Origin of the sequence: Salegentibacter mishustinae, from assembly GCF_002900095.1 — a bacterium.
Taxonomy (GTDB): domain Bacteria; phylum Bacteroidota; class Bacteroidia; order Flavobacteriales; family Flavobacteriaceae; genus Salegentibacter; species Salegentibacter mishustinae.
Genome location: NZ_LLKN01000003.1, coordinates 29,350 through 52,134 on the forward strand (window position 1 = coordinate 29,350; position 22,785 = coordinate 52,134).

The 22,785-nt window shown below is 37.9% G+C and carries 13 protein-coding genes; 7 read left to right on the forward strand and 6 right to left on the reverse strand.

Annotated elements, in window-relative coordinates; genetic code table 11:
* Positions 1 to 2 precede the first annotated feature (2 nt).
* The 3 genes from APB85_RS16010 to APB85_RS16020 are packed head-to-tail and all read left to right on the forward strand — an operon-like array spanning position 3 to position 13,420.
* Positions 3 to 10,616 carry an HYR domain-containing protein gene (locus APB85_RS16010; protein WP_057480833.1) on the forward strand — a complete coding sequence of 3,538 codons (10,614 nt, stop codon included), beginning with the start codon at positions 3 to 5 and terminating at the stop codon, positions 10,614 to 10,616.
* Between the two features lie 12 nt (positions 10,617 to 10,628).
* Positions 10,629 to 11,540 carry a PorP/SprF family type IX secretion system membrane protein gene (locus APB85_RS16015; protein ID WP_057480832.1) on the forward strand — a complete coding sequence of 304 codons (912 nt, stop codon included), beginning with the start codon at positions 10,629 to 10,631 and terminating at the stop codon, positions 11,538 to 11,540.
* A gap of 17 nt (positions 11,541 to 11,557) precedes the next feature.
* Positions 11,558 to 13,420, forward strand: coding sequence for an OmpA family protein (locus APB85_RS16020; RefSeq protein ID WP_057480831.1), 1,863 nt, complete (start codon positions 11,558 to 11,560; stop codon positions 13,418 to 13,420).
* An 81-nt stretch (positions 13,421 to 13,501) separates the two neighbouring features.
* Here APB85_RS16020 and APB85_RS16025 read toward each other — a convergent pair whose 3' ends face one another.
* The 5 genes from APB85_RS16025 to pyrR form a co-directional block, all read right to left on the reverse strand.
* Complete coding sequence (locus APB85_RS16025) at positions 13,502 to 14,008, reverse strand: CAP domain-containing protein (RefSeq protein WP_057480830.1); 507 nt, start codon at positions 14,006 to 14,008, stop codon at positions 13,502 to 13,504.
* A 180-nt stretch (positions 14,009 to 14,188) separates the two neighbouring features.
* Positions 14,189 to 15,097 carry a ribonuclease Z gene (locus tag APB85_RS16030; RefSeq protein WP_057480829.1) on the reverse strand — a complete coding sequence of 303 codons (909 nt, stop codon included), beginning with the start codon at positions 15,095 to 15,097 and terminating at the stop codon, positions 14,189 to 14,191.
* A gap of 10 nt (positions 15,098 to 15,107) precedes the next feature.
* Positions 15,108 to 15,440, reverse strand: coding sequence for a hypothetical protein (locus APB85_RS16035; RefSeq protein WP_057480828.1), 333 nt, complete (start codon positions 15,438 to 15,440; stop codon positions 15,108 to 15,110).
* A gap of 40 nt (positions 15,441 to 15,480) precedes the next feature.
* The gene (locus APB85_RS16040) at positions 15,481 to 16,410 is read right to left on the reverse strand and encodes an aspartate carbamoyltransferase catalytic subunit (RefSeq protein WP_057480827.1); all 930 of its coding nucleotides are present in this window, start codon (positions 16,408 to 16,410) and stop codon (positions 15,481 to 15,483) included.
* A gap of 8 nt (positions 16,411 to 16,418) precedes the next feature.
* The gene (pyrR, locus tag APB85_RS16045) at positions 16,419 to 16,958 is read right to left on the reverse strand and encodes a bifunctional pyr operon transcriptional regulator/uracil phosphoribosyltransferase PyrR (protein WP_057480826.1); all 540 of its coding nucleotides are present in this window, start codon (positions 16,956 to 16,958) and stop codon (positions 16,419 to 16,421) included.
* Between the two features lie 177 nt (positions 16,959 to 17,135).
* On the opposite strand from pyrR, the gene APB85_RS16050 reads away from it, so the two are divergent.
* The 4 genes from APB85_RS16050 (at position 17,136) to APB85_RS16065 (ending at position 21,471) form a co-directional block, all read left to right on the forward strand.
* On the forward strand, positions 17,136 to 17,528 hold the full coding sequence (locus tag APB85_RS16050; RefSeq protein ID WP_057480825.1) for a DUF302 domain-containing protein: 393 nt from the start codon (positions 17,136 to 17,138) through the stop codon (positions 17,526 to 17,528).
* Positions 17,529 to 17,613: 85 nt separating this feature from the next.
* Positions 17,614 to 17,937: a hypothetical protein gene (locus APB85_RS16055; protein ID WP_057480824.1), complete on the forward strand. Its 324-nt coding sequence runs from the start codon at positions 17,614 to 17,616 to the stop codon at positions 17,935 to 17,937.
* Between the two features lie 24 nt (positions 17,938 to 17,961).
* Positions 17,962 to 20,460: a cation-translocating P-type ATPase gene (locus tag APB85_RS16060; RefSeq protein ID WP_057480823.1), complete on the forward strand. Its 2,499-nt coding sequence runs from the start codon at positions 17,962 to 17,964 to the stop codon at positions 20,458 to 20,460.
* 72 nt (positions 20,461 to 20,532) lie between these two features.
* The gene (locus APB85_RS16065; RefSeq protein WP_057480822.1) at positions 20,533 to 21,471 is read left to right on the forward strand and encodes a ring-cleaving dioxygenase; all 939 of its coding nucleotides are present in this window, start codon (positions 20,533 to 20,535) and stop codon (positions 21,469 to 21,471) included.
* 101 nt (positions 21,472 to 21,572) lie between these two features.
* Here APB85_RS16065 and APB85_RS16070 read toward each other — a convergent pair whose 3' ends face one another.
* Positions 21,573 to 22,766 (reverse strand): hypothetical protein, encoded by a 1,194-nt coding sequence (locus tag APB85_RS16070; RefSeq protein WP_057480821.1) that lies wholly within the window; start codon positions 22,764 to 22,766, stop codon positions 21,573 to 21,575.
* Positions 22,767 to 22,785 lie beyond the last annotated feature (19 nt).

The window sequence follows — 22,785 nt, forward strand, 5'->3', positions numbered from 1 at the left end:
TTATGGAAAAAAACTACTTAAAAGCTAATTTTATCAATTTAAAATTTAGCATTGCTATTTTTTCGCTCTTTTTTATATCTCTAGGTACAAACGCCCAGGTTGTTAAGGAATTCCAACAGCGAACTTCTACCTATTCCAGTTCCAAAAAGATCTATAATATAAAGGGAGATTTTACTATGATTGGTAATACTAATCTTAGTCTTTGGTCCTATGGAAACAATACCAATAATAGTAATAACTATATGATTTTTGTAGATGAAGATAATGATGATTCTACCGATAATTCCTCGGCTGCAGTTCTTGAGTTTTCGAATGAAAATGGCGCAGACCCAAATTGTTCAAATATAGTTTTTGCAGGACTTTACTGGTCTGGACGTACCGATAATTCCAGTACTACAAACGATAAAAGAAAAATTAAAGTAAAGGGTCCAAATAGTAATGGGTATCAGACTTTTACCGCTAACCAAAATGATATTCTTTACCCCGGGCCATCTAATATGTATGCAGCTTATGCTGAAGTAACTGATCTGGTTAGAAGTAACGGCACCGGGGAATACTGGGTGGCAGACATGGCATTAACCCAGGGAAATGGCGGCGCAACAGGTTATTACGGCGGCTGGGGTATGATTGTAATTTACGAAAACTCCCAAATGAACTGGCGTGATGTAACCATTTTTGATGGTTATGCCCACGTAGAAGGGAATACGGTAGCTAATTACCAGCTTCCGGTTTCAGGATTTAATACAGCACAATCTGGCCCCGTTAATATGAAAATGGGGATTATGGCCGGGGAAGGAGATGTTGGAATTGCAGGAGACTATTTTCAAATTAAAAAGAATAATAATAATTCCTGGTTGAGTCTTTCACACGACCAAAACAGTACCAACAATTTTTTCAATTCTTCTATTGAAAATAATGGGACTAACAGGACTCCAAATTTATCAAACAATACTGGTATAGATATTAGTATGTTCAACATTCCCAATCAGGGAAATTCAGTTATAGCTAACAATCAAACCAGCACTACTTTTAGATATGGATCTACGCAAGACACCTATTCTATTTTTTCTATTGCAATGTCTGTGGATGCGTATATTCCCGAAATTGAAGGCATAACCTCTTTAACCGAAATAAACAGTAATACTGCCGGAAATCCTCCATACAGCGTAGAACCGGGAGAGGAAATTAGCTATAAAATAGAGTTAAAGAATAAAGGGACAGAGAATATAGAAGATGTTAAAGTTGTAGTCCCGGTTCCTTACAACGTAGATTACGTAAATAACAGTTTAAATACTAATTTTTATTTTTCACCAATACCTTCTACAAACAATGTGTACTTTGATCCTACTTTGGGAGCTACTGGTTCCATTGTTTGGGAAATTAGTGAATTACCACTGGCAACAAATACAAACGATGTATTAGCTGACTTAAGCGTAAGTTTTAAGGTTACCGAAAATTGTACTATTCTTTCCAATGCCTGCCCTGGTTATGATGTTATTACATTTAACGGCAACATAAGTGGCCGGGGAGCAATAACCGGAACAACTTTTGAAAATAAAGATCTAATACGAGGTTATGAAACCGAAGGTGCCTGCCTTGGGGAACCTATTACTTCCCCGTTTGAAATATCAGTAGATGCTTCAAGTTTCCGAGCAGAAAACTGTGGAAATTCAGATGAAGCACGAAGATTTATTTACTGTAACCGCGAAGAACCAATTAAGATTTCAGAAATAAATTCTGGATTCCCGAGCGGAACAAGGTTTTACAATGAATCGCCTGTAGATATAAATAGCGAAGAATACACAATAAATAACCCTATTCCTAACACCACTGGCTCTACAGAATACTATGCGATAATACCAGGTGCCGAAGATTGTGCTATTCCATTTACTGTAGAAATCACCAGCATTTCTACGGTTCCTGATACTGAAAATATCACTTATTGCTTAAACGAAGAAGCTAATCCACTTGATGCAACGGCAAGCAATACTAATTACGATCTATATTATTACACTAGCGAGACCGATACAACGCCGGAAATGCAAATTATTCCTTCAACTTCTCAAGCTGGAGAATTTACCTATTATGTTGCCGAAGGAGAATCGGCCAGTTGTATAAGTCCAAATAAAGCCGAAATTAAAGTAAAAGTTTTAGGAATACCTGAGGTTGCAGCTCCGCAAAATTTGAATCCTGATGCCTGCGGAACTGAGCTTATTGATAAAACAATACCAGAAATATCTTCAGAATTTACTTTAATTAGTAGCCAATTATTTGAAGAATTAGGAGGCTCAATTCCAGGTGATGCTGATATTGATGCAATTGAATATCGTGACGAAGTAGTTCAATCTAATCCTATTATATATAATCGAGTTTTTAAAATCTCTTACGAATGTGGCAGCTTTGAACTTACTCAGCAAATCACTTTAAACGATTTAAGAGATTCACTAAATCCTGAATTTACAATCACTCAACCAACCTGTGAAAATGTAGCAGGGAAAATAGAAGTAATTTCTAATAATGCTAGCTCTTATAGTCTTGATGGAGAAAACTTTCAGTCATCCAATATATTTACCGGTCTGGTTCCTGGGAATTATGTTGTTTACGTTCAAAATGAAACAGGCTGTGTATCTGGTGCTTCGGAACAAATTGAGATCGTACAAAACTTAGGAAATCCTGGAACTCCATTGGCAAAAGTATCGCAACAACCTTCTTGTGATGATACCACCGCAACTATTTCAGTAACTACTGAAGCAGGAATTTCCTATACCCTTTTAGACGAAAATCAAGACCCATTAACGAATAGTATTTCAAACGGGACTTTCAGTGGATTATCTGCAGGAAAGTATTTTATTCAGGCCAGCAACGGAGATTGTGAAGCGATTTCTGAAGTTTTAGAGATCGAAGAAAACTTGGGAACTCCTGGAGCTTTAGTGGCAGAAGTATCGCAACAACCGACTTGCGAAGATACCACCGGAACTATTTCAGTAACTACTGAAGCCGGAATTTCCTATACCCTTTTAGATGAAAATCAAGACCTATTAACGAATAGTATTTCAAACGGAACTTTCAGTGGACTATCTGCCGGAAAGTATTTTGTTCAGGCCAGTAATGGAGATTGTGAGGCTGTTTCTGAAGTTTTAGAGATCGAAGAAAACTTAGGAATTCCTGGAGCTCCATTAGCAGAAGTATCGGAACAACCAACTTGTGAAGATACCACCGGAACTATTTCAGTAACTACTGAAGCCGGAATTTCCTATACCCTTTTAGATGAAAATCAAGATCCATTAACTAATAGTATTGCTAACGAAACTTTCGCAGGTCTTCCTGCAGGAACTTATTTCGTAAAAGCTAGTAATGGAGATTGTGAAGTTGTTTCTGAAGTTTTAGAGATCGAAGAAAACTTAGGAACTCCTGGAGCTCCAGTGGCAGAAGTGTCGCAACAACCAACTTGCGAAGATACTACCGGAACTATTTCAGTAACTACTGAAGCAGGAATTTCCTATACTCTCTTAGACGAAAATCAAGATCCATTAACGAATAGTATTGCTAACGGAACTTTCAGCGGACTATCTGCAGGAAAGTATTTTGTTCACGCAAGCAATGGAGATTGTGAAGCAATTTCTGAAGTCTTAGAGATAGAAGAAAACTTAGGAACTCCTGAAGCACCAGTAGTAGAAGTGTCGCAACAACCGACTTGTGAAGATACTACCGGAACTATTTCAGTAACTACTGAAGCAGGAATTTCCTATACTCTTTTAGACGAAAATCGAGATCCATTAACGAATAGTATTGCTAACGGAACTTTCAGCGGACTATCTGCAGGAAAGTATTTTGTTCAGGCCACTAATGGAGATTGTGAAGCTGTTTCTGAAGTTTTAGAGATCGAAGAAAACTTAGGAACTCCTGGAGCTCCAGTGGCAGAAGTATCGCAACAACCAAGTTGTGAAGATACAACCGGAACTATTTCAGTAACTACTGAAGCAGGAATTTCCTATACCCTTTTAGATGAAAATCAAAATCCCTTAGCTAATGTTATTGCTAACGGAAATTTTAGCGGACTATCGGCCGGGACTTATTTTGTGAAAGCTAGTAACGGAGATTGTGAAGCTATTTCTGAAGCATTAGAAATATTAAAAAACGAAGGAAGTCCGAACCAACCGCAAGCAAACGTTTCTCAACAACCTTCTTGTGATTATACTACCGGAACTATTTCAGTAACTACTAAAGCAGGAATTTCCTATACTCTTTTAGATGAAAATCAAGAACCATTAACGAATAGTATTGCTAACAATACTTTCAGCGATCTATATGCAGGAAAGTATTTTGTAGAGGCCAGCAATGGAGATTGTGAAGCTGTTTCTGAAGCATTAGTCATCACAAAAAACTTAGGAACTCCGAACCAACCGCAAGCAAACGTTTCACAACAACCAACTTGTGAAGACACTACCGGAACTATTTCAGTAACTACTGAACCAGGAATCTCCTATACCCTCTTAGATGAAAATCAAGATCCATTAACTAATAGTATTGCTAACGGAAATTTCAGCGGAGTATCTGCAGGAAAGTATTTTGTACAGGCCAGCAATGGAGATTGTGAAGCTGCTTCTGAAGTATTAGAGATTTTCAAAAACTTAGGAACTCCTGAAGTGCCAGTAGCAGAAGTGTCACAACAACCAACTTGTGAAGATCCAACCGGAACTATTTCGGTAACTACCGAGCAGGGAATTTCCTATACCCTTTTAGACGAAAATCAAAATCCATTAACCATTAATAGTTTGGCCAATGGAGCTTTCAGCGGATTATCTGCAGGAAAGTATTTTGTTCAAGCAAGCAATGGAGATTGTGAAGCAATTTCTGAAGTTTTAGAGATCGAAGAAAACTTAGGAACTCCTGGAGCTCCATTGGCAGAAGTATCGCAACAGCCGACTTGTGAAGATACTACCGGAACTATTTCAGTATCTACTGAAACAGGAATTTCCTACATACTTTTAGATGAAAATCAAGACCCATTAACGAATAGTATTTCAAACGGAACTTTCAGTGGATTATCTACCGGAAAGTATTTTGTTCAGGCTAGCAATGGAGATTGTGAAGCTGTTTCTGAAGTTTTAGAGATCGAAGAAAACTTAGGAACTCCTGGAGCTCCATTGGCAGAAGTATCGCAACAACCAACTTGTGAAGATACCACCGGAACTATTTCAGTAACTACTGAAGCAGGAATTTCCTATACCCTTTTAGACAAAAATCAAGATCCACTAACGAATAGTATTGCAAACGGGACTTTCGCAGGACTATCTACTGGAAAGTATTTTGTTCAGGCCAGCAACGGAGATTGTGAAGCGATTTCTGAAGTTTTAGAGATCGAAGAAAACTTAGGAACTCCTGGAGCTCCATTGGCAGAAGTATCGCAACAACCGACTTGTGAAGATACTACCGGAACTATTTCAGTAACTACTGAAGCAGGAATTTCCTATACTCTTTTAGACGAAAATCGAGATCCATTAACGAAGAGTATTGCTAACGGAACTTTCAGCGGATTATCTGCCGGAAAGTATTTTGTACAGGCCACTAATGGAGATTGTGAAGCGATTTCTGAAGCATTAGAGATCATCGAAAATAAAGGTGCTCCAATTGCACCAGTAATCACCTCTATTACCAATACAACTTGCAGTTTAAATAACGGAATCATTGAATTCGAAGTCATCGAGGATTTAACTTTTATTCTTAAGGATAGTCAGCAAAATGAATATTCACACGAGAACGGTTCATTTACAGACTTAGCTTCAGGAGTTTATTACCTGGTTGCTAAGAATAATGATTGTGAAGCTAAAACCGAAGTAACTATTGACGCTATAAACGACGATCAGGCTCCTGAAATAGCTCAACTAAATGATATTTCTGTAAATACCGATCAAGGAATATGCGGAGCAATGGTGAGTTTTGAAGCTCCGGAAGCTACCGATAACTGTGGTATCGAATCGGTTGTTTTAACCGAAGGCCTGGAACCTGGAAGTGAATTTCCGCTAGGAAGCACTACCGTAACTTACACCGCTACCGATAATGCAGGAAACACCGCCACTTCCAGCTTTAAGGTAATCGTAATCGATAATGAAGCGCCTGTAATTACTTGTATTGACAATATCGTTGTAAATTCAGCCGAAGGAAAAGATTTTGCTATCGTTGATTTCAATGATGCAACAGCTACTGATAATTGTGAGGTGACTGTTACGCAAACTGCCGGACCTGCTTCAGGATCGGAGTTTCCACTAGGCACTACTACCATTACTTTTGAAGCTGAAGATAAAGCCGGGAATGTTTCAGAGTGTAGTTTCACCATCACCGTTAATGATGCTGAAGCTCCCAGCCTGGAATGTCCTGAAAATATTTCACAGCCAAACGACGCTGATATTTGTGGAGCGATAGTAAGCTTTGAAACGCCAATAGGATTTGATAATTCAGGCGAAGTTGAAGTGGTGCAAACTAGCGGACAGCCATCAGGAAGTGAGTTCCCGGTAGGAATTTCTGCTATTGAATTTACCGCTACCGATGCTGAAGGAAATACCGCTACTTGTAGTTTCACTATCGAGATCACCGATGATGAGGCTCCCAAAATAGCTCAATTAAATGATATTTCTGTAAATACCGATCAAGGAATTTGCGGAGCTGTAGTAAACTTTGAACTACCGGAAGCCAGTGATAACTGTGGTATTGAATCAGTTATTTTAACTGAAGGACTTGAGCCGGGAAGTGAATTTCCGCTAGGAAGCACTACCGTGACTTACACCGCAACCGATAACGCAGGAAATACCGCCACTTCTAGCTTTAAAGTAATCGTAACTGATAATGAAGCGCCGGTAATTACTTGTATTGATAATATCATTGTAAATGCAGCCGAAGGTCAGGATTTTGCTATCGTAGACTTCAATGATGCAACAGCTACTGATAATTGTGAGGTGACTGTTACTCAAATTGCCGGCCCGGTTTCAGGATCGGAGTTTCCTCTTGGTACTACCACCATTACTTTTGAAGCTGAAGATAAAGCCGGGAATGTTTCAGAATGTAGCTTTACCATCACCGTGAATGATGCTGAAGCTCCTACCCTGGAGTGTCCGGAAAATATTTCACAGCCTAACAATGCCGATATTTGTGGCGCGATAGTAAGCTTTGAAACGCCAACCGGGTTTGATAATTCTGGCGAAGTTGAAGTGGTGCAAACCAGCGGACTGCCATCAGGAAGTGAATTCCCAGTAGGAATTTCTACTATTGAGTTTACCGCTACCGATGCTGAAGGGAATACCGCTACTTGTAGTTTCACTATCGAAATCACAGATGATCAGGCTCCCGAGATTACTCAGTTAAATGATATTTCTGTAAATACCGATGAAGGAATTTGCGGAGCTGTTGTAAACTTTGATATTCCGGAAGCCACTGATAACTGTGGTATCGAATCAGTTATTTTAACTGAAGGACTTGAGCCGGGAAGTGAATTCCCGCTAGGAAGCACTACCGTGACTTACACCGCTAGCGATAATGCCGGAAATACGGCCACTTCCAGCTTTAAGGTAATCGTAACCGATAACGAAGCGCCGGTAATTACTTGTATTGATAATATCGTTACAAATGCAGCCGAAGGAAAAGATTTTGCTATCGTTAATTTCAATGATGCCACAGCGACTGATAACTGTGAAGTGACTGTTACGCAAACTGCCGGACCTGCTTCAGGATCGGAGTTTCCTCTTGGTACTACCACCATTACATTTGAAGCTGAAGATAAAGCCGGGAATGTTTCTGAATGTAGTTTTACCATCACCGTTAAGGATTCGGAAGCTCCTACCCTGGAGTGTCCGGAAAATATTTCTCAGCCAAATGATGCTGATATTTGTGGCGCGATAGTAAGCTTTGAAACGCCAACCGGGTTTGATAATTCAGGTGAAGTTGAAGTGGTACAAACCAGCGGACTTGCATCAGGAAGTGAATTCCCGGCAGGAATCTCAACTATTGAATTTACCGCTACCGATGCAGAAGGAAACAGTGCTACTTGTAGTTTCACTATCGAAATCACCGATGATGAGGCTCCTGAAATAACTGAATTAAATGATATTTCCGTAAATACCGATGAAGGTATATGCGGTGCAATGGTGAGTTTTGAAGCTCCAGAAGCTACTGATAACTGTAGTATCGAATCGGTTATTTTAACTGAAGGACTTGAGCCGGGAAGTGAATTTCCGCTAGGAAGCACTACCGTGACTTACACCGCAACCGATAATGCAGGAAACACCGCAACTTCCAGCTTTAAGGTAATCGTAACTGATAACGAAGCGCCGGTAATTGCTGCAGTGGAAACGATCAATATTTCTTCTGATGAAAATACTTGTGGAGCGATGATCGAAATCATAACTCCATCAGCAACCGATAATTGTTCGGTTGGAAATGTAATCGGTACAAGAGATGATAATCAAGCTTTAGATTCAGAGTATCCGGTAGGAAATACTACCATTACCTGGACAGTAACCGATGACAATGGAAATGAGGCCGAGCCGGTAATACAAACCGTAACAGTAAATGATAACGAGATACCGGTAATTGCTAATGTAGAAGCGATCAATACCACTGCGGATGCTGATTCCTGTGGTGCAATGATAGCAGTTACGGCTCCGCAAGCTAGCGATAATTGTTCCGTTGGAATGGTAAACGGAACCCGTGATGATAGTCAGTCTTTAGATGCGGAATATCCGGTAGGAATAACAACCATTACCTGGACCGTAACGGATCATAATGGAAATCAAGCTGTACCGGTGATTCAAACTGTAACGGTAACTGACAATCAGGCACCGGTAATTGAATGTCCTGAAAACATGATTTTTAGTACTGAATCCGGTGTTGCTTTTGCAACAGTGAATTTTGAGAATCCGTTAGCCAGCGATAATTGTGAAGTGAATGTAGAACAAACCAGTGGATTTACTTCTGGTTCTCAGTTTCCAATTGGCACGAACACTGTAACTTTTACGGCTACCGATACTTCTGGAAATACTTCCCAATGCAGCTTTGATATCATAGTTGAAGATACTGAAGATCCAACTTTAGAATGCCCATCAGATATTGTAAGAAGTACTGATAGTGGAATTTGCGGTGCTATTGTAGAGTTTGAAATTCCAGAAGGTTTTGACAATTCAGGTAATGTAACCGTAGAACAAACCGAGGGTCTGGCTTCGGGAGAAGTATTTCCAGTAGGAACTACTACCATAACTTTTACCGCTTCTGATGAAGCTGGAAATACAGTAAGCTGCAGCTTCGAAATAACTGTAGTTGATGATGAAGCTCCGGTTATTGAAGATAAAAATGATATTACGCTATATACCGATCCTGATTTATGCGGTGCTATTGTAGACTACGAGATTCCTTCTGCTACTGATGAATGTGGATTAGAAAGTATAGAACTCACAGAAGGTTTGGCTCCTGGGTCTGAATTTCTCTTAGGAGAAACCAGAGTAACCTATACCGCAATTGATGTGAATGGTAATTCGGTAAATTCGAGTTTTACAGTTACTGTTATAGATAATGAAGCTCCGGTGATTGCCTGTCCGGAAGATATACAATTAAACGTTGAGTTTGGAACTGAGACTGTTGTAGTGAATTATGCTACTATTTCAGCTACAGATAATTGTTCAGAAACAAGTATAGAACTAATTGAAGGTTATACGTCTGGAGCAGAATTTCCTGTAGGAGAAACTATCGTGACTTATGAAGTTACTGATGCTTCAGGAAATACGGCGAGCTGTTCTTTTACAGTTATCGTAGAAGAAGAGCCGGAAGAAACTCCGCCTGCACCAACTGCTCCACAAGTTGATTTAATTCAGCCTGACTGTGTTACACCAACCGGTGTAATCCTTATTAATACTGAAGCCGGACTTACTTATAGTATTGACGGTGAAAACTATGTAGCAGTAGAGGAATTTACAGAGCTTGAACCGGGAACCTATCAGGTAACCGCAAAAGATGAATTTGATCAGATTTCAGAAGCTACTACAGTAACATTGGAAGAACCAATAGCCAGTGATATTGAAACCAGCACAATTAGTCTTTGTATAGACGACTCTACTTTTGATCTTTTTGAACTGCTTCAAGGCGAATATGACACTTCAGGAGTTTGGGTAGATACCGAAGAAACGGGAGCATTAGCCCAGGGCTTTATTGACCCGGCAATGTTAGCAATCGGTTCCTATACTTTTGAATATCAACTAAACAATGGTATTTGTGATTCTACTACAGAGGTTACTGTTTCCATAAACGATGATTGTGTAGTATTGCCTTGTAGCCTGGAAGATATTCGATCGAGTATTTCAAAGGCTGTAACTCCAAATGGTGATAATCGCAACGATTACTTTACCATAGATTTTGCCAGTGAATGTGGATTCACTTACGACCTGATGATCTTTAACCGATGGGGTAATAAAATTTATGAAGCCACAAACTATCAAAACGATTGGGATGGCTATTCAACTAATTCGGCAACAAGTTCTAACCAATTGCCATCAGGAACATACTTCTATATTCTGGAAATTAGAAATAGCGGCTTTGACCCAATACAAGGTTACATCTATTTAGGAACAAAATAAAAACAGAAAACTATGAAATACTTATACCTACTCCTATTCTGTCTTATGTTTTCCATATCTGGTTCAGCGCAGCAATTGCCGCAGTTTACCCAGTATATGTATAATACTATATCTATAAATCCAGCTTATGCCGGGAGCAGGGACGGGTTTTCTATAACTGCTTTAAATCGTAATCAATGGGCCGGAGTTAGCGGAGCGCCAAATACGCAAACGCTCTCTGTACATTCCCCACTTACAAACGATAAGGTAGGTCTTGGGCTTTCAATAATTAACGATAAAACCGGTTACGAGAATTATACCTATGCTTACGGAGATTTTGCTTATCGTCTAGATTTCAGCAATGACATCTCTCTGGCAATGGGTTTAAAGGCAGGAATGAGTTACTATAACCTGGATCGGGAATTATTTACCGATCAGCAGGTTTTGAATGATCCATTCTTTGAAGATAGATTCAATAAATGGACTCCCAATTTTGGGATTGGTTTCTATCTTTCTTCCCAAAAATGGTATGTGGGCGCATCTGCTCCTAAGCTAATTAACAACAACAATCACGAGTATAGTGAGTTTTTAGCCATGGAACAAATTCATTATTATCTTACCGGGGGATATGTTTTTGATTTGAATGAAAACCTGAAATTCAGGCCAACTTCTTTGCTAAAAATGACTAGCGGTGCCCCGCTTTCTGTAGATTTTTCAGGAACAATGATCTTCAACGAGAAATTTTACCTGGGAGCCAACTGGCGAATAGATGACGCTTTGGGCGCATTTCTGGATGTAGAACTTTTTGACGGGTTTAGAGCTGGTTATGCCTACGAATATTCAATTTCAGATATTAGACCATACACCTCTGGATCGCACGAGATATTACTTATTTATGAGTTCAGATTCCAGAAAACCCGATATAAATCTCCACGATTCTTCTAAAACAAACGCTGCTAATTATGAAAAAACTATACTATTTAAGCCTATTTTTCTTCGTGTTTAGCATATCGTTACAGGCACAATACGGCAAACAAAAAAGGGCAGATAAACTTTATAATAACCTGGCTTATGTGGAAGCGGTAGAGGTCTATAAAGAACTTATCGAGAACGACTATAACACCAGGGAAAACAGGTTAAAGCTGGCCGAGACTTATATGAAATTAAGAAGTCCCGAAAATGCCGTTTTCTATTACGAGGACATCTTGGAGGATTCTACAAATATTTCTGCAGAATATTATTATGAATATGCCCAGGCTTTAAGAGGCGCCAAAAGATATGAGGAATCTCGCGAATGGTTACAAAAATACCTGGAGAGCAACGGGGAAGCTTCAGCTGAAGCCAACAAAATGCTAGATAGAAACAGTCCTAAAATTAAAACTACCTATACACTTAAAAAAAGCGACTTTAATTCAGATTTTAGTGATTTTGGAGCTGTAAAACACGAGGGGAAAACCTACTTCGTTTCAGCTAGAAATTCGGAAAATTCAGAAAAAGAATATTCATGGAATGAAGAGCCATTTTTAGATGTTTATCAATTAAATTCTAATGCTGAGGTCTCTCCTATTTCCGGAGAGATTAATACTAAATTACATGATGGTCCTATAAGTTTTGGCCAGGAGGGCGAAACGCTGTATTTCACTCGTAACAACTACTATAAAGATAAGGAAGGGAAACGGGATAAAGAAGCTACTAATCATTTAAAGATCTATTCAGCTCAAAAATCGGGAAATAGTTGGGTGAATATTCAGGAATTACCAATAAATAACAATGAATATTCCGTAGGGCATCCGTCGGTATCACCAGATGGGAAAACCCTTTATTTCACTTCCAATATGCCGGGTGGCAAAGGTGGAACCGATCTTTATAAAGTTTCCATAAATGGCAATAATAGCTTTGGGAATCCAGAAAACCTGGGAGATTTAATTAATACCGCTGAAGACGAAAGCTTTCCCTTTATAGATGAAGACGAGATGCTTTATTTTTCTTCAACCGGGCACGGTGGGTATGGTTTAGCCGATATCTATAAAATAGATTTGAATGCTGAAAATCCTCAAATTATCAACTTGGGAGAAACCATAAATAGCAACTTAGATGATTTTAGTTATTTCAGGGAAACTAATAGCAATGCCGGATTTATAGCTTCAAACCGTGATGGGTCAGATAATATCTATGGATTCAACCAGTTGCTGCCTTTGATTTTAAAAGGAAAAGTAACCGATGCTGTAAATGGAAATCCTATTGCGCAGGCTACGATTAGGCTCTTTAATGAAAATAACGAGCAAATCGCTTTTCTAGAATCTGATGAGGATGGAAATTATAAAACAACGGTGAATAGAAATATGGAAATTCCGTTGGAAGCAAAACAAATTGAATATAAAAATTTCAATGCTACTTTGAATACTAGCAATATGCAAGATTTAGAAGAAATGGAGTATAATATTGTCCTTCAACCAGTGGCCGATGTAGAGTATCTTGCTGAAATAAATAACATTTACTTCGATTTTGATAAGAGTAACATTAGGCCAGACGCGGCAAAAGAACTTGATAAACTTGTAAAACTTATGCGCGACGAGTATCCCGATCTTGTAATTGAAGTTGGATCGCATACCGATAAGCGCGGAAGCGAAGCTTATAATGAAGCTTTAGCCAAACGAAGAGCACAATCCACTCGAGACTATTTAATCGAGCAAGGAATTGCTAAAAATCGTATTAAAGAGCAAGGCTACGGGGAGCGCCAACCTGCAATAGAATGCGATAGGTGTTCCAAAAAGCAACATCAACTAAATCGCCGTTCTATGTTTAGCGTGGTGAATATGAATTAAAGATTAGGTTTTTTTTAAATAAAAAAAGGTTCAGCGCAATGCTGAACCTTTTTTGCTTAATCAATCTATGAAAAACAAAATTTACTTTCTTATAAAGATATTGGTGAAATAATTACGTCCATTTTCATCGTCTAACACAGATACTCCAAAGTGGGAATGATTTCCTTCAATGTTTTCTTTATGACCTTTACTGTTTAACCAGGCCTTCACCACAGCATCAGCAGTGCGGTATCCATAACCTACATTTTCACTAACAGCTTTGGCTCCTACAGTTTTTACTAAATTTTCATAACGAACTCCAAAATTATCGTGGCTCACTTCCCCTACTTCAAGCATATAATAATTATGAGATTCTGCTTCAACTGAAATTTCAGCTATAGGTGCAAGAGGTGCAAGATCTAAACTTTTTCTATGTTCATTTACCAAAGTTAGAATTTCAGTCTCAATTGCAGAATAATCGAAATTAACTTTTTCTTTAGCAGTATGATTGTAGGAATTTACTTCTTCTTCGATGCTTTCCTTTGCACAAGAAACCGTTGAAACAGCAAGCAAAAGAAGCATTATAAACCTTAGTGTACTTTTTCTCATAGTTAATCATGTTAGACTGGGAAGTTAAAAGTACACTTTTTATCGACTAAATGCATATTCAATTATGCATTTCATCGATTTTATCTGTTTTTTAACAGAAATAGTAGGATTAACCCTACTGAAAATGAGCAGAATAAAATTTAATACGTTAAAAATGTAGGTGTAAAAAAAGAAAAAGTGTTATTCAAAGATAAAAACCTTCCCGTCATCGGCTAAATCAACCTCCGGAAATATAGTTGCGGCTTCTTCTCTAAATAAATTAATATTAGCATATCGGGTAGAATAATGGCCTAGAATAAGTTGCTTCACTCCGGCTTCTTTGGCAATTAGCGCAGCTTCTTTAGCTGTACTGTGTTTGGTTGGAAAGGCTAATTGAGCTTTGTCCTCAAGAAAAGTAGATTCATGGTATAAAACCGTAGCACCACTAATTTGTGGAATCATCTTTTGGTTAAAAGCAGTATCACTGCAATAAGCATAGCTCTTGGTTGGCTCGGGATCTGCAGTAACAAGATGGTTGGGAATTAGCTCTCCAGATTCTGAGGTGACGTCCTTTCCTTTTTTTATACTTTTAAATAAAGAAACGTCAATATTATAGCTAACGGCTTTATCTATAAGTAATTTGCGATCTCCCGGCTTTTCTTTAAAGAGAAATCCGTTGGTATAAATTCTATGTATCAGGGGAATAGTTTCTACACTAAGTTTTTCATCTTCATAAATAACCTGCGGTTCCTTACTCTCAAGTTCATGAAAGTAAAGTGGGTAATTGGTCCAGGAATTAGATAATTTTAACTGAAGCGTAATAATCTCCTTTATTCCTTTTGGGCCATAAACATGCAACTCGTTTTCCCTATTTAAAAGCCTAAAAGTTGAAATAAGACCTACAAGACCGTAACAGTGGTCCCCGTGCAGGTGGGAAATAAAGATATGTTTTATCTTATTAAACTTTATTTTGTTTCGTCTTAGTTGTACCTGGGTTCCTTCACCGCAATCTATCAAAAACAATTCGTTTTTCATTTCCAGCACCTGGGAAGTAGGATTGGTAAAACTACGCGGGGTAGCGGCATAACAACCAAGAATATTAAGCTTCATATAAAAGATTTTATATACCTAAATCTCTTTGAATCTCATCCATTTGAATAAGGTCTTCAGCCTCTTTTAAAGAAGGAACTACAATAATTTCCTCTGGTAGTTCATCTATGGTAACAGCATCACTTACCAAAACAAAAGATTTCTCATTCATTTGGTGAGCTTTAGAAATTTCTAAAAAACCAAGTACTTCTTCTTTTTGAAGGTTATGATAAGCCAATAGGTTAACTACAACATTTTTCTTCTCAAATTCCTCATGCTTTTGGGTAAGTAGAGAAACAAAATCTACTACCGGAGCTTCTAATGGTTCTATTAATATATAATTTTCTTTCTCTGAAATCTTCATTGTGTAATTCTTTAAATTTAAACTTATAAAATCAAAGCTTTTAGCGGTTGATTTTTGAAGCCAGTAAATATATTACCGCCATTCTAACGGCAACCCCATTTTGAACCTGGTTTAAAATAATTGCATTTTCGGCATCGGCTACATCGCTGGTAATTTCCACTCCGCGGTTTATTGGCCCGGGATGCATTACCACAATCTCTTTATTTAAACTTTCAAGCATTTTTTTGTTCAACTGAAATTGTTGTGCATATTCCCTGGTACTTGGAAAATAGCTAATATCCATACGTTCGTTCTGCACTCTTAGCATATTGGCTACATCACACCATTCAAGAGCTTTTTTAAGATCGGTTTCCACATTTACTCCTAAAGACTCAATGTGTTTAGGTAAAAGTGTTTTTGGACCGCAAACTTTAACCTCAGCTCCTTGTAGTTTTAGTGCAAAAATATTGGAGAGTGCTACCCTACTGTGCAAGATATCTCCTACAATAACCACCTTTTTACCGGCTACTGCCCCAAGACGTTCCCTTATGGAATAAGAATCCAGCAGTGCCTGGGTGGGATGCTCATGGGCGCCGTCTCCAGCATTAATAATACTTGCTTTTACGTGACGTGAAAGAAATATACCTGCTCCGGGATTTGGATGCCGCATAACTACCATATCAACTTTCATGGATAGAATGTTGTTTACGGTATCTATTAGTGTTTCCCCTTTTTTAACCGAAGATGAAGCTGCTGAGAAATTAACAACATCTGCACTTAATCGTTTTTCGGCAAGTTCAAAAGAGAGTCTGGTTCGGGTAGAATTTTCAAAAAATAAATTAGCTATGGTAATATCTCTAAGCGAAGGGACTTTTTTAATGGGCCGGTTAATCACTTCCTTAAAATGATCTGCAGTTTTAAAAATAAGCTCAATATCCTTCTCGTTAAGATATTTAATTCCCAGTAAGTGATCTACACTTAATTCGCTCATATATTTAGTTATTTAGAAACCAGATAAACCACGTCTTCCCCATCGTTTTCTTTCCAGTTCACTATTACTTTTTCTTCATTTATGGCATCTACCTGCCTCCCATTATAATCTGGTTGAATTGGTAAATGACGGCTAAATCTTCTATCTATAAAACTTAGTAATTCAATTTCTGCCGGCCTGCCAAAAGATTGTACTGCGGTAAGTGCCGCTCTAATACTTCGGCCTGTATAAAGTACATCGTCTATAAAAACAACTTTTTTATCTTCTACTATAAAATCAATTTTAGTCTTATTAGCCTCCAGCGGCTTTTCTCCCCTTCTAAAATCGTCCCGGTAAAAGGTAATGTCCAGGTGGCCATAATTTAAGTCGGTAATTCCATATTCTTCCTGCAGAATTTTTATAATTCTTTCAGCAAGAAAAACGCCACGAGGCTGGATTCCAATAATAACGGTATTCTTAAAATCGGTATGATTCTCAACTAACTGGCAGGCAAGACGGTGCAGAATAATATTTATTTCAACAGCATTCAGTAATATTCTTTGACCCATAATTAGTTGCAAATAGTAGAATTTCTAACACAAAAGTAAGCTTTTTTATTTTTTCCTGAAGTTGAATAGCCTTCAGATTATAAATCTTTTCCCAAAGTATTTCTTCTGAAAGAACTTCTTAGTATTTAATTTTCTTCGTAAATTAATACTGAAAACAAACCGACAAAAAATTAAGTTATGAGCTACTATTTTAATACTACTTTAAAAGAAAAAAACTTTGATAAAGCTATAGAAACAGTAACTGCAGCCTTAAAAGAAGAGGGTTTTGGGGTACTTACTGAAATTGATGTAAAGGAAACCCTGAAGAAGAAAATAGATGTAGATTTCAAGAAATATAGAATTCTTGGCGCCTGTAATCCTGAATTTGCTCACAAAGCTTTAAAGAGCGAAGATAAAATTGGCGTTTTTCTACCTTGTAATGTAATCGTGGAAGAAAATGATAATGGAGAGATTGAAGTTTCAGCGGTAGACCCAATATCTTCTATGCAGGCCGCAAAAAATGACTCACTTGAAGAAATAGCTACCGAAGTGCAGCAAAAACTGAAGAAAATAATTAATTCCCTGAACTAAAGTTATTTCGAAATTAAATAAAATACTGATTTTCAGTTGTTTTACGTTAATAATTTATCTAATTTAACAGGTATATAATATAATTATGCTGGTAGAGAGACACGATTATGAAACAGTTAGCCAGGCCATAAATGGCCTGGCCACTCGCGGTTATACTACCGACTTTAAATTAGAGCCGGAAAAAGATAAAATTGTTGATACTGCACGCTCTCTGGAACTTTCCCCTGAGGAATTTGAAATTGATGAAATCTATCGTTTCGAAGGAATGACAGATCCCGGCGATGAAATGATCGTTTATGCCATCTCCTCACACAACCATAAAATAAAAGGTGTTTTGGTGAATGCCTTTGGCACCTATTCTGACTCAAATACTTACAATATTGTAAAACGGCTTCATAAGCATCTTTAACTTAAGCCTTATCTCAGCTATTTTATGTCCAGTCTTACCGCAGATTTTAAAGGACTTACCTCCAAAGCGGCTAAAGCTTCTGCCGAAAAACATGGGTACAATCAAATAGTTTCTAAAAGAAAATCGGGATTTGTTACTGCACTGCGAACATTGGTCACCGAGCCTATGATCATTTTACTTTTTGTAGCCGCAATGATATATTTTCTTACAGGAAATCCAGGAGATGGACTCTTTCTTAGTTTTGCAATTCTTCTGGTAGCTGGTATCTCTTTATTTCAGGAAAACAGAAGTAGGAACGCGCTAAAAAAACTAAAAGAGATTATTCAACCGGAAACGAAAGTGATTCGTAACCAAAAGCTTGAAAAAATTTCAGCTTCAAAATTAGTCTTAGATGATATTATTGTGGTTGAAGAAGGCAATAGTGTTCCCGCTGATGCTAGGATCATGCAGTCTAATGACTTTTCCGTGAATGAATCTGTGTTAACCGGAGAATCCTTTAGCGTTTCAAAACAAGCAGACGAAAATCCTGAGATTTTTATGGGAACACAGGTTGTAGGTGGCCTTGCTGTTGCTAAAGTAACCGCTATTGGCAATAAAACCCGGTTGGGAAAAATCGGGAAAAGCATGGATTCCCAAAAAACCGAAAAGACCTTACTGGAGAGACAGATCAACAATTTTGTAAAGAAAATGGTGATTGCCGGAAGTTTCTTTTTTCTACTGGTTTGGATTCTTAATTATTTAGAGACACTTAGCATCCTGGAAAGTTTACTACAGGCGCTAACACTGGCAATGAGTATTCTTCCTGAAGAAATCCCCGTTGCGTTTGCCACTTTTATGGCTATGGGAGCCTGGCGACTTATGAAAATGGGTATTGTGGTAAAGCAAATGAAAACAGTAGAAAGCCTGGGAAGCGCCACCGTAATTTGTGCCGATAAAACCGGGACTATTACTCAAAATAAGATGAGTCTTGCAAAAATTGTCACTAACAAAAATTGGGAAATTCAGGATGCAGATGCTAACCTTAATACGGAAGCTATAAACCTTATTGAAGTAAGTATGTGGGCCAGCGAGCCCATTCCTTTTGATCCGATGGAAATCGCGATACATAATGCTTATGAACTAAATACAAAATCAGATCTAAGATCAGACTTTCAAATGGTGCACGAGTATCCTCTTAGTGGTAAACCCCCAATGATGACTCATATTTTTGAAAATAAAGACGGGAAAAGGATCATTGCCGCTAAAGGTGCCCCTGAAGCTTTATTAAAAGTTTCTAATCTGGAAGAAAGTGTTGTAGAACATATCGAAAAGCAGCTAAACCAATTGGCAAGTGAGGGATTTAGAGTTTTGGGTGTAGGGGAAGTTAAAGAAAAGGTGGAGAAATTTCCTAAGATTCAGCAAGATCTAAAATTTGAATTCCTGGGACTTATCGCTTTTTATGATCCACCTAAAGAGAATATTAGCAAAGTGTTTGAAGATTTTTATTCCGCAGGACTTCAGGTGAAAATAATTACCGGTGATAATGCGGTAACCACCGCAGAAATTGCAAGGCAAATAAATTTCAAAAACTCAGGAAAGAGCATGGATGGTGAAGAGCTGCTAAAACTTTCTGAAGAAGAACTCAAAGAGAAGGTTAAGACCATCAATATTTTTACCCGAATGTTTCCTGAGGCAAAATTAAAGATCATTAATGCTTTAAAAGCTAACAACGAAATCGTGGCAATGACCGGCGATGGGGTGAATGACGGTCCTGCATTAAAAGCTGCACATATTGGTATTGCTATGGGCAAAAAAGGAAGTGAGATCGCAAAAAAAGCTGCCTCTCTAATTTTGGTAAAAGATGATCTTTCGGGGATGGTAGATGCAGTAGAAATGGGTAGAAGAATCTACAACAACCTCAAAAAAGCAATTCAGTATATCATTTCAATTCATATTCCTATAATTCTCACCGTCTTTATTCCCCTGGCTTTAGGATGGATTTATCCAAATATCTTCTCTCCGGTACATATTATTTTCCTGGAATTAATTATGGGGCCTACCTGCTCTATTATTTATGAAAACGAACCGGCTGAAGCCAACATTCTAAAGCAAAAACCAAGACCGGCAACTCAAAGCTTTTTCAATGTAAAAGAATTAAGCCTAAGTATTATTCAGGGTATTGGAATTTCTGTAGGAACTCTGGGTATTTACCGTTTTGCTGTTTCTTCGGGGTTTTCTGAAGATCTTACCCGCAGTATGGTTTTTAGCTGTTTAATATCCGCTAATATATTTTTAACCCTGGTTAACCGCTCCTTCTTTTATTCTGCAGTTACAACCCTTTCTTATAAAAACAGCCTTATCCCGATTATAATTGGGATTACCACGATACTAAGTGCTGCAATGTTATTTTGGAAACCACTTAGATTATTCTTTGAGTTTGGCCAGATCTCAATCACACAATTAATTTTATGTATCACTACAGGCTTTCTATCGGTAATTTGGATCGAAGCTTATAAACTCTATAAACGCCGAACAAAAAATTAGAAGTCTTATATACAGTTTTACGATTAATTTAACCGAAATACGCTCGTTTTTTGCGTAATTGAAAGAAAAAACATGGAACATAAAATACTTGGTTTACACCATATCACTGCTATTGCAGGAAATGCACAGCGCAACTACGACTTCTATACCAAAACACTTGGATTAAGGATGGTTAAGAAAACGGTGAATTTTGATGATCCGCAAACCTATCATTTTTATTTTGGAGATAAAACAGGAACTCCGGGCAGCATTCTTACTTTTTTCCCATGGGAAAGAGTCAAAAAAGGTAAAAATGGTGTGGGAATGGCTACAGAAATTGGGTACTCGGTTCCCGAAGGAAGCCTGGATTTCTGGAAAAAACGTTTTGAAAAGAATGGCGTTGAATTCGGAAAAACCAGGGAACAGTTTGGAGAAAAATATTTACCATTTCGCGACCCGGACGGACTTAATTTAAAACTGGTAGTTCCAAAACACGAAGATGATCGTGAAGCCTGGGAAACCGATGAAATTAAAAGCAATGTTGCTTTAAAAGGATTTCACAGTGTTACGCTTACTCTTTACAATGTAGGACCTACGGCAGGGATTCTTACCGATATCTTTGGTTATGAGCTCGAGGAAAAAGAAGATGATTTTTATAGATATAAAACAAATACGGTAGAAAACGCTGCCATTGTAGATATTCACGAAGATCCTACCGCCGAACGTGGTATTAATGCCGGTGGAACTAATCATCATATTGCTTTTCGTGTTAAAGATGAAGAAACCCAAATGTATCTTCGCGAGAAGATCATAGAAAAAGGTCTTCAAATAACCGAAAAGATAGATCGTGATTATTTCTTCTCACTTTATTTTAGAGAACCCGGTGGAGTTTTATTTGAAATCGCAACAGATAATCCCGGGTTTACCAGAGACGAAGATCTTGAAGAACTGGGAAGCAGCCTGAAATTACCGGCACAATATGAGGGTTCTAGAGATAGAATTGAAAAACTACTGCCTGAATTGAAGCATTAGAAAAACTTAAAAAGACTATCTGAAAGTCTTTAAACGTCATCCTGAATTTATTTCGGGATCTAAGATTCTCAGATAGTCTTTATTAATTAGGAGGAAAACCTCTACTCTACCACGTACATCTCATTAGATGCCTTAATATATTCTTGCGGATTAAAAGTAGATTCAAAGCTGTTTCTTACGGTATTCAACTTATTTTTTAAATCTGCGATTTTGGTTTTTAAATATTCATCGTTTTCATATTTCTTAATAAGCGAATCATATTTTTTTAGATTCTCCAGTATTCTGAAGGTAATTGTCCCAAATCGGATTTTCAGATTCTGTACCGCGATCATTTGATCGTGATAATCTTGCTTCCAGTTTTCAGGGTTTTTAGCTTTCTCTTCAGCAATTTTATTTTCGGCTATTTTAGAAATATCGAGAATGTATTGGGTACGTTTTTTCGCATCGGTCTCGTTGGTAAAATTTCTGTCAAACTCCTTCGGGTCTATTTCAAGGATTTGCACCAAATTTTCCTGCATCGCTTTTTCCTGAAGCTCTTTTAATTCATCCAGATTCTTATTTATAGATTCCCACTCGGTTTCTATAAGATCCTTATCGTGTGTAAATTGCGCCACAGTTGTGGTGAGTTTCAGCATTTCGGTACTTTGCTGTTTTAGCTTTTTATCGCCCCAACCAAGAGAATTTATAAAGCTGCCTATTCCGTCAAAAACGGTTCCTGCAAACATTCCCGTAAAAGGAGTGCCCTGTGCAAGGTCGCCGGTAACCGTTAGAATATGACTCAAAGCTGAAAGCCGGGCATCATTTTTCTTTTCCTCTTCTACAAATTTCCTAAACTGCCCAAACCATTCCTGGTAACCTTCGTAATGCATGGGATTACTCACCTGGTCTAAAGTAGCATAAAATTCACGGGAAGCATTAAAAAGGTTTAGTGGCTTGATCTCACGCTCCATGGAGGCTAGATTTAGCACGGCCGAGCTATAATTATATTTGTAAACGCTAATGGTATTTTTATCTATTTCCTCCTGTCTTTCTTCAAGAAATTTAACACGCTCCAATAGTTTTTCCACCTTTTCTGCGGAAGAATTTGTGTTTTGTATACTTTCATCAAGATTGCTAATTTTAGAATCTATTTCCTTGATTCTAAACTCCAGGTTCTGGCTCAATAAACTTCGCTCTCGATTAAGCTCCTGAAGCACTTGTTGAGTTACCGATTGGTCATCGGCAAAGCTTTGTGCGGAAATATTCTGAAAAAGCATTCCTGAAACCAACAGGAAAATAAAACTTAATTTATTCATTATCAATAATTTTAATCAG

Coding starts and splice junctions, on each gene's coding strand:
- APB85_RS16065 (WP_057480822.1), top strand. CDS start 20,533: ATGGAACATAAAATACTTGGTTTACACCATATCACTGCTATTGCAGGA.
- APB85_RS16025 (WP_057480830.1), bottom strand. CDS start 14,008: ATGAGAAAAAGTACACTAAGGTTTATAATGCTTCTTTTGCTTGCTGTT.
- pyrR (WP_057480826.1), bottom strand. CDS start 16,958: ATGGGTCAAAGAATATTACTGAATGCTGTTGAAATAAATATTATTCTG.
- APB85_RS16060 (WP_057480823.1), top strand. CDS start 17,962: ATGTCCAGTCTTACCGCAGATTTTAAAGGACTTACCTCCAAAGCGGCT.
- APB85_RS16055 (WP_057480824.1), top strand. CDS start 17,614: ATGCTGGTAGAGAGACACGATTATGAAACAGTTAGCCAGGCCATAAAT.
- APB85_RS16070 (WP_057480821.1), bottom strand. CDS start 22,766: ATGAATAAATTAAGTTTTATTTTCCTGTTGGTTTCAGGAATGCTTTTT.
- APB85_RS16035 (WP_057480828.1), bottom strand. CDS start 15,440: ATGAAGATTTCAGAGAAAGAAAATTATATATTAATAGAACCATTAGAA.
- APB85_RS16010 (WP_057480833.1), top strand. CDS start 3: ATGGAAAAAAACTACTTAAAAGCTAATTTTATCAATTTAAAATTTAGC.
- APB85_RS16020 (WP_057480831.1), top strand. CDS start 11,558: ATGAAAAAACTATACTATTTAAGCCTATTTTTCTTCGTGTTTAGCATA.
- APB85_RS16040 (WP_057480827.1), bottom strand. CDS start 16,410: ATGAGCGAATTAAGTGTAGATCACTTACTGGGAATTAAATATCTTAAC.
- APB85_RS16030 (WP_057480829.1), bottom strand. CDS start 15,097: ATGAAGCTTAATATTCTTGGTTGTTATGCCGCTACCCCGCGTAGTTTT.
- APB85_RS16050 (WP_057480825.1), top strand. CDS start 17,136: ATGAGCTACTATTTTAATACTACTTTAAAAGAAAAAAACTTTGATAAA.
- APB85_RS16015 (WP_057480832.1), top strand. CDS start 10,629: ATGAAATACTTATACCTACTCCTATTCTGTCTTATGTTTTCCATATCT.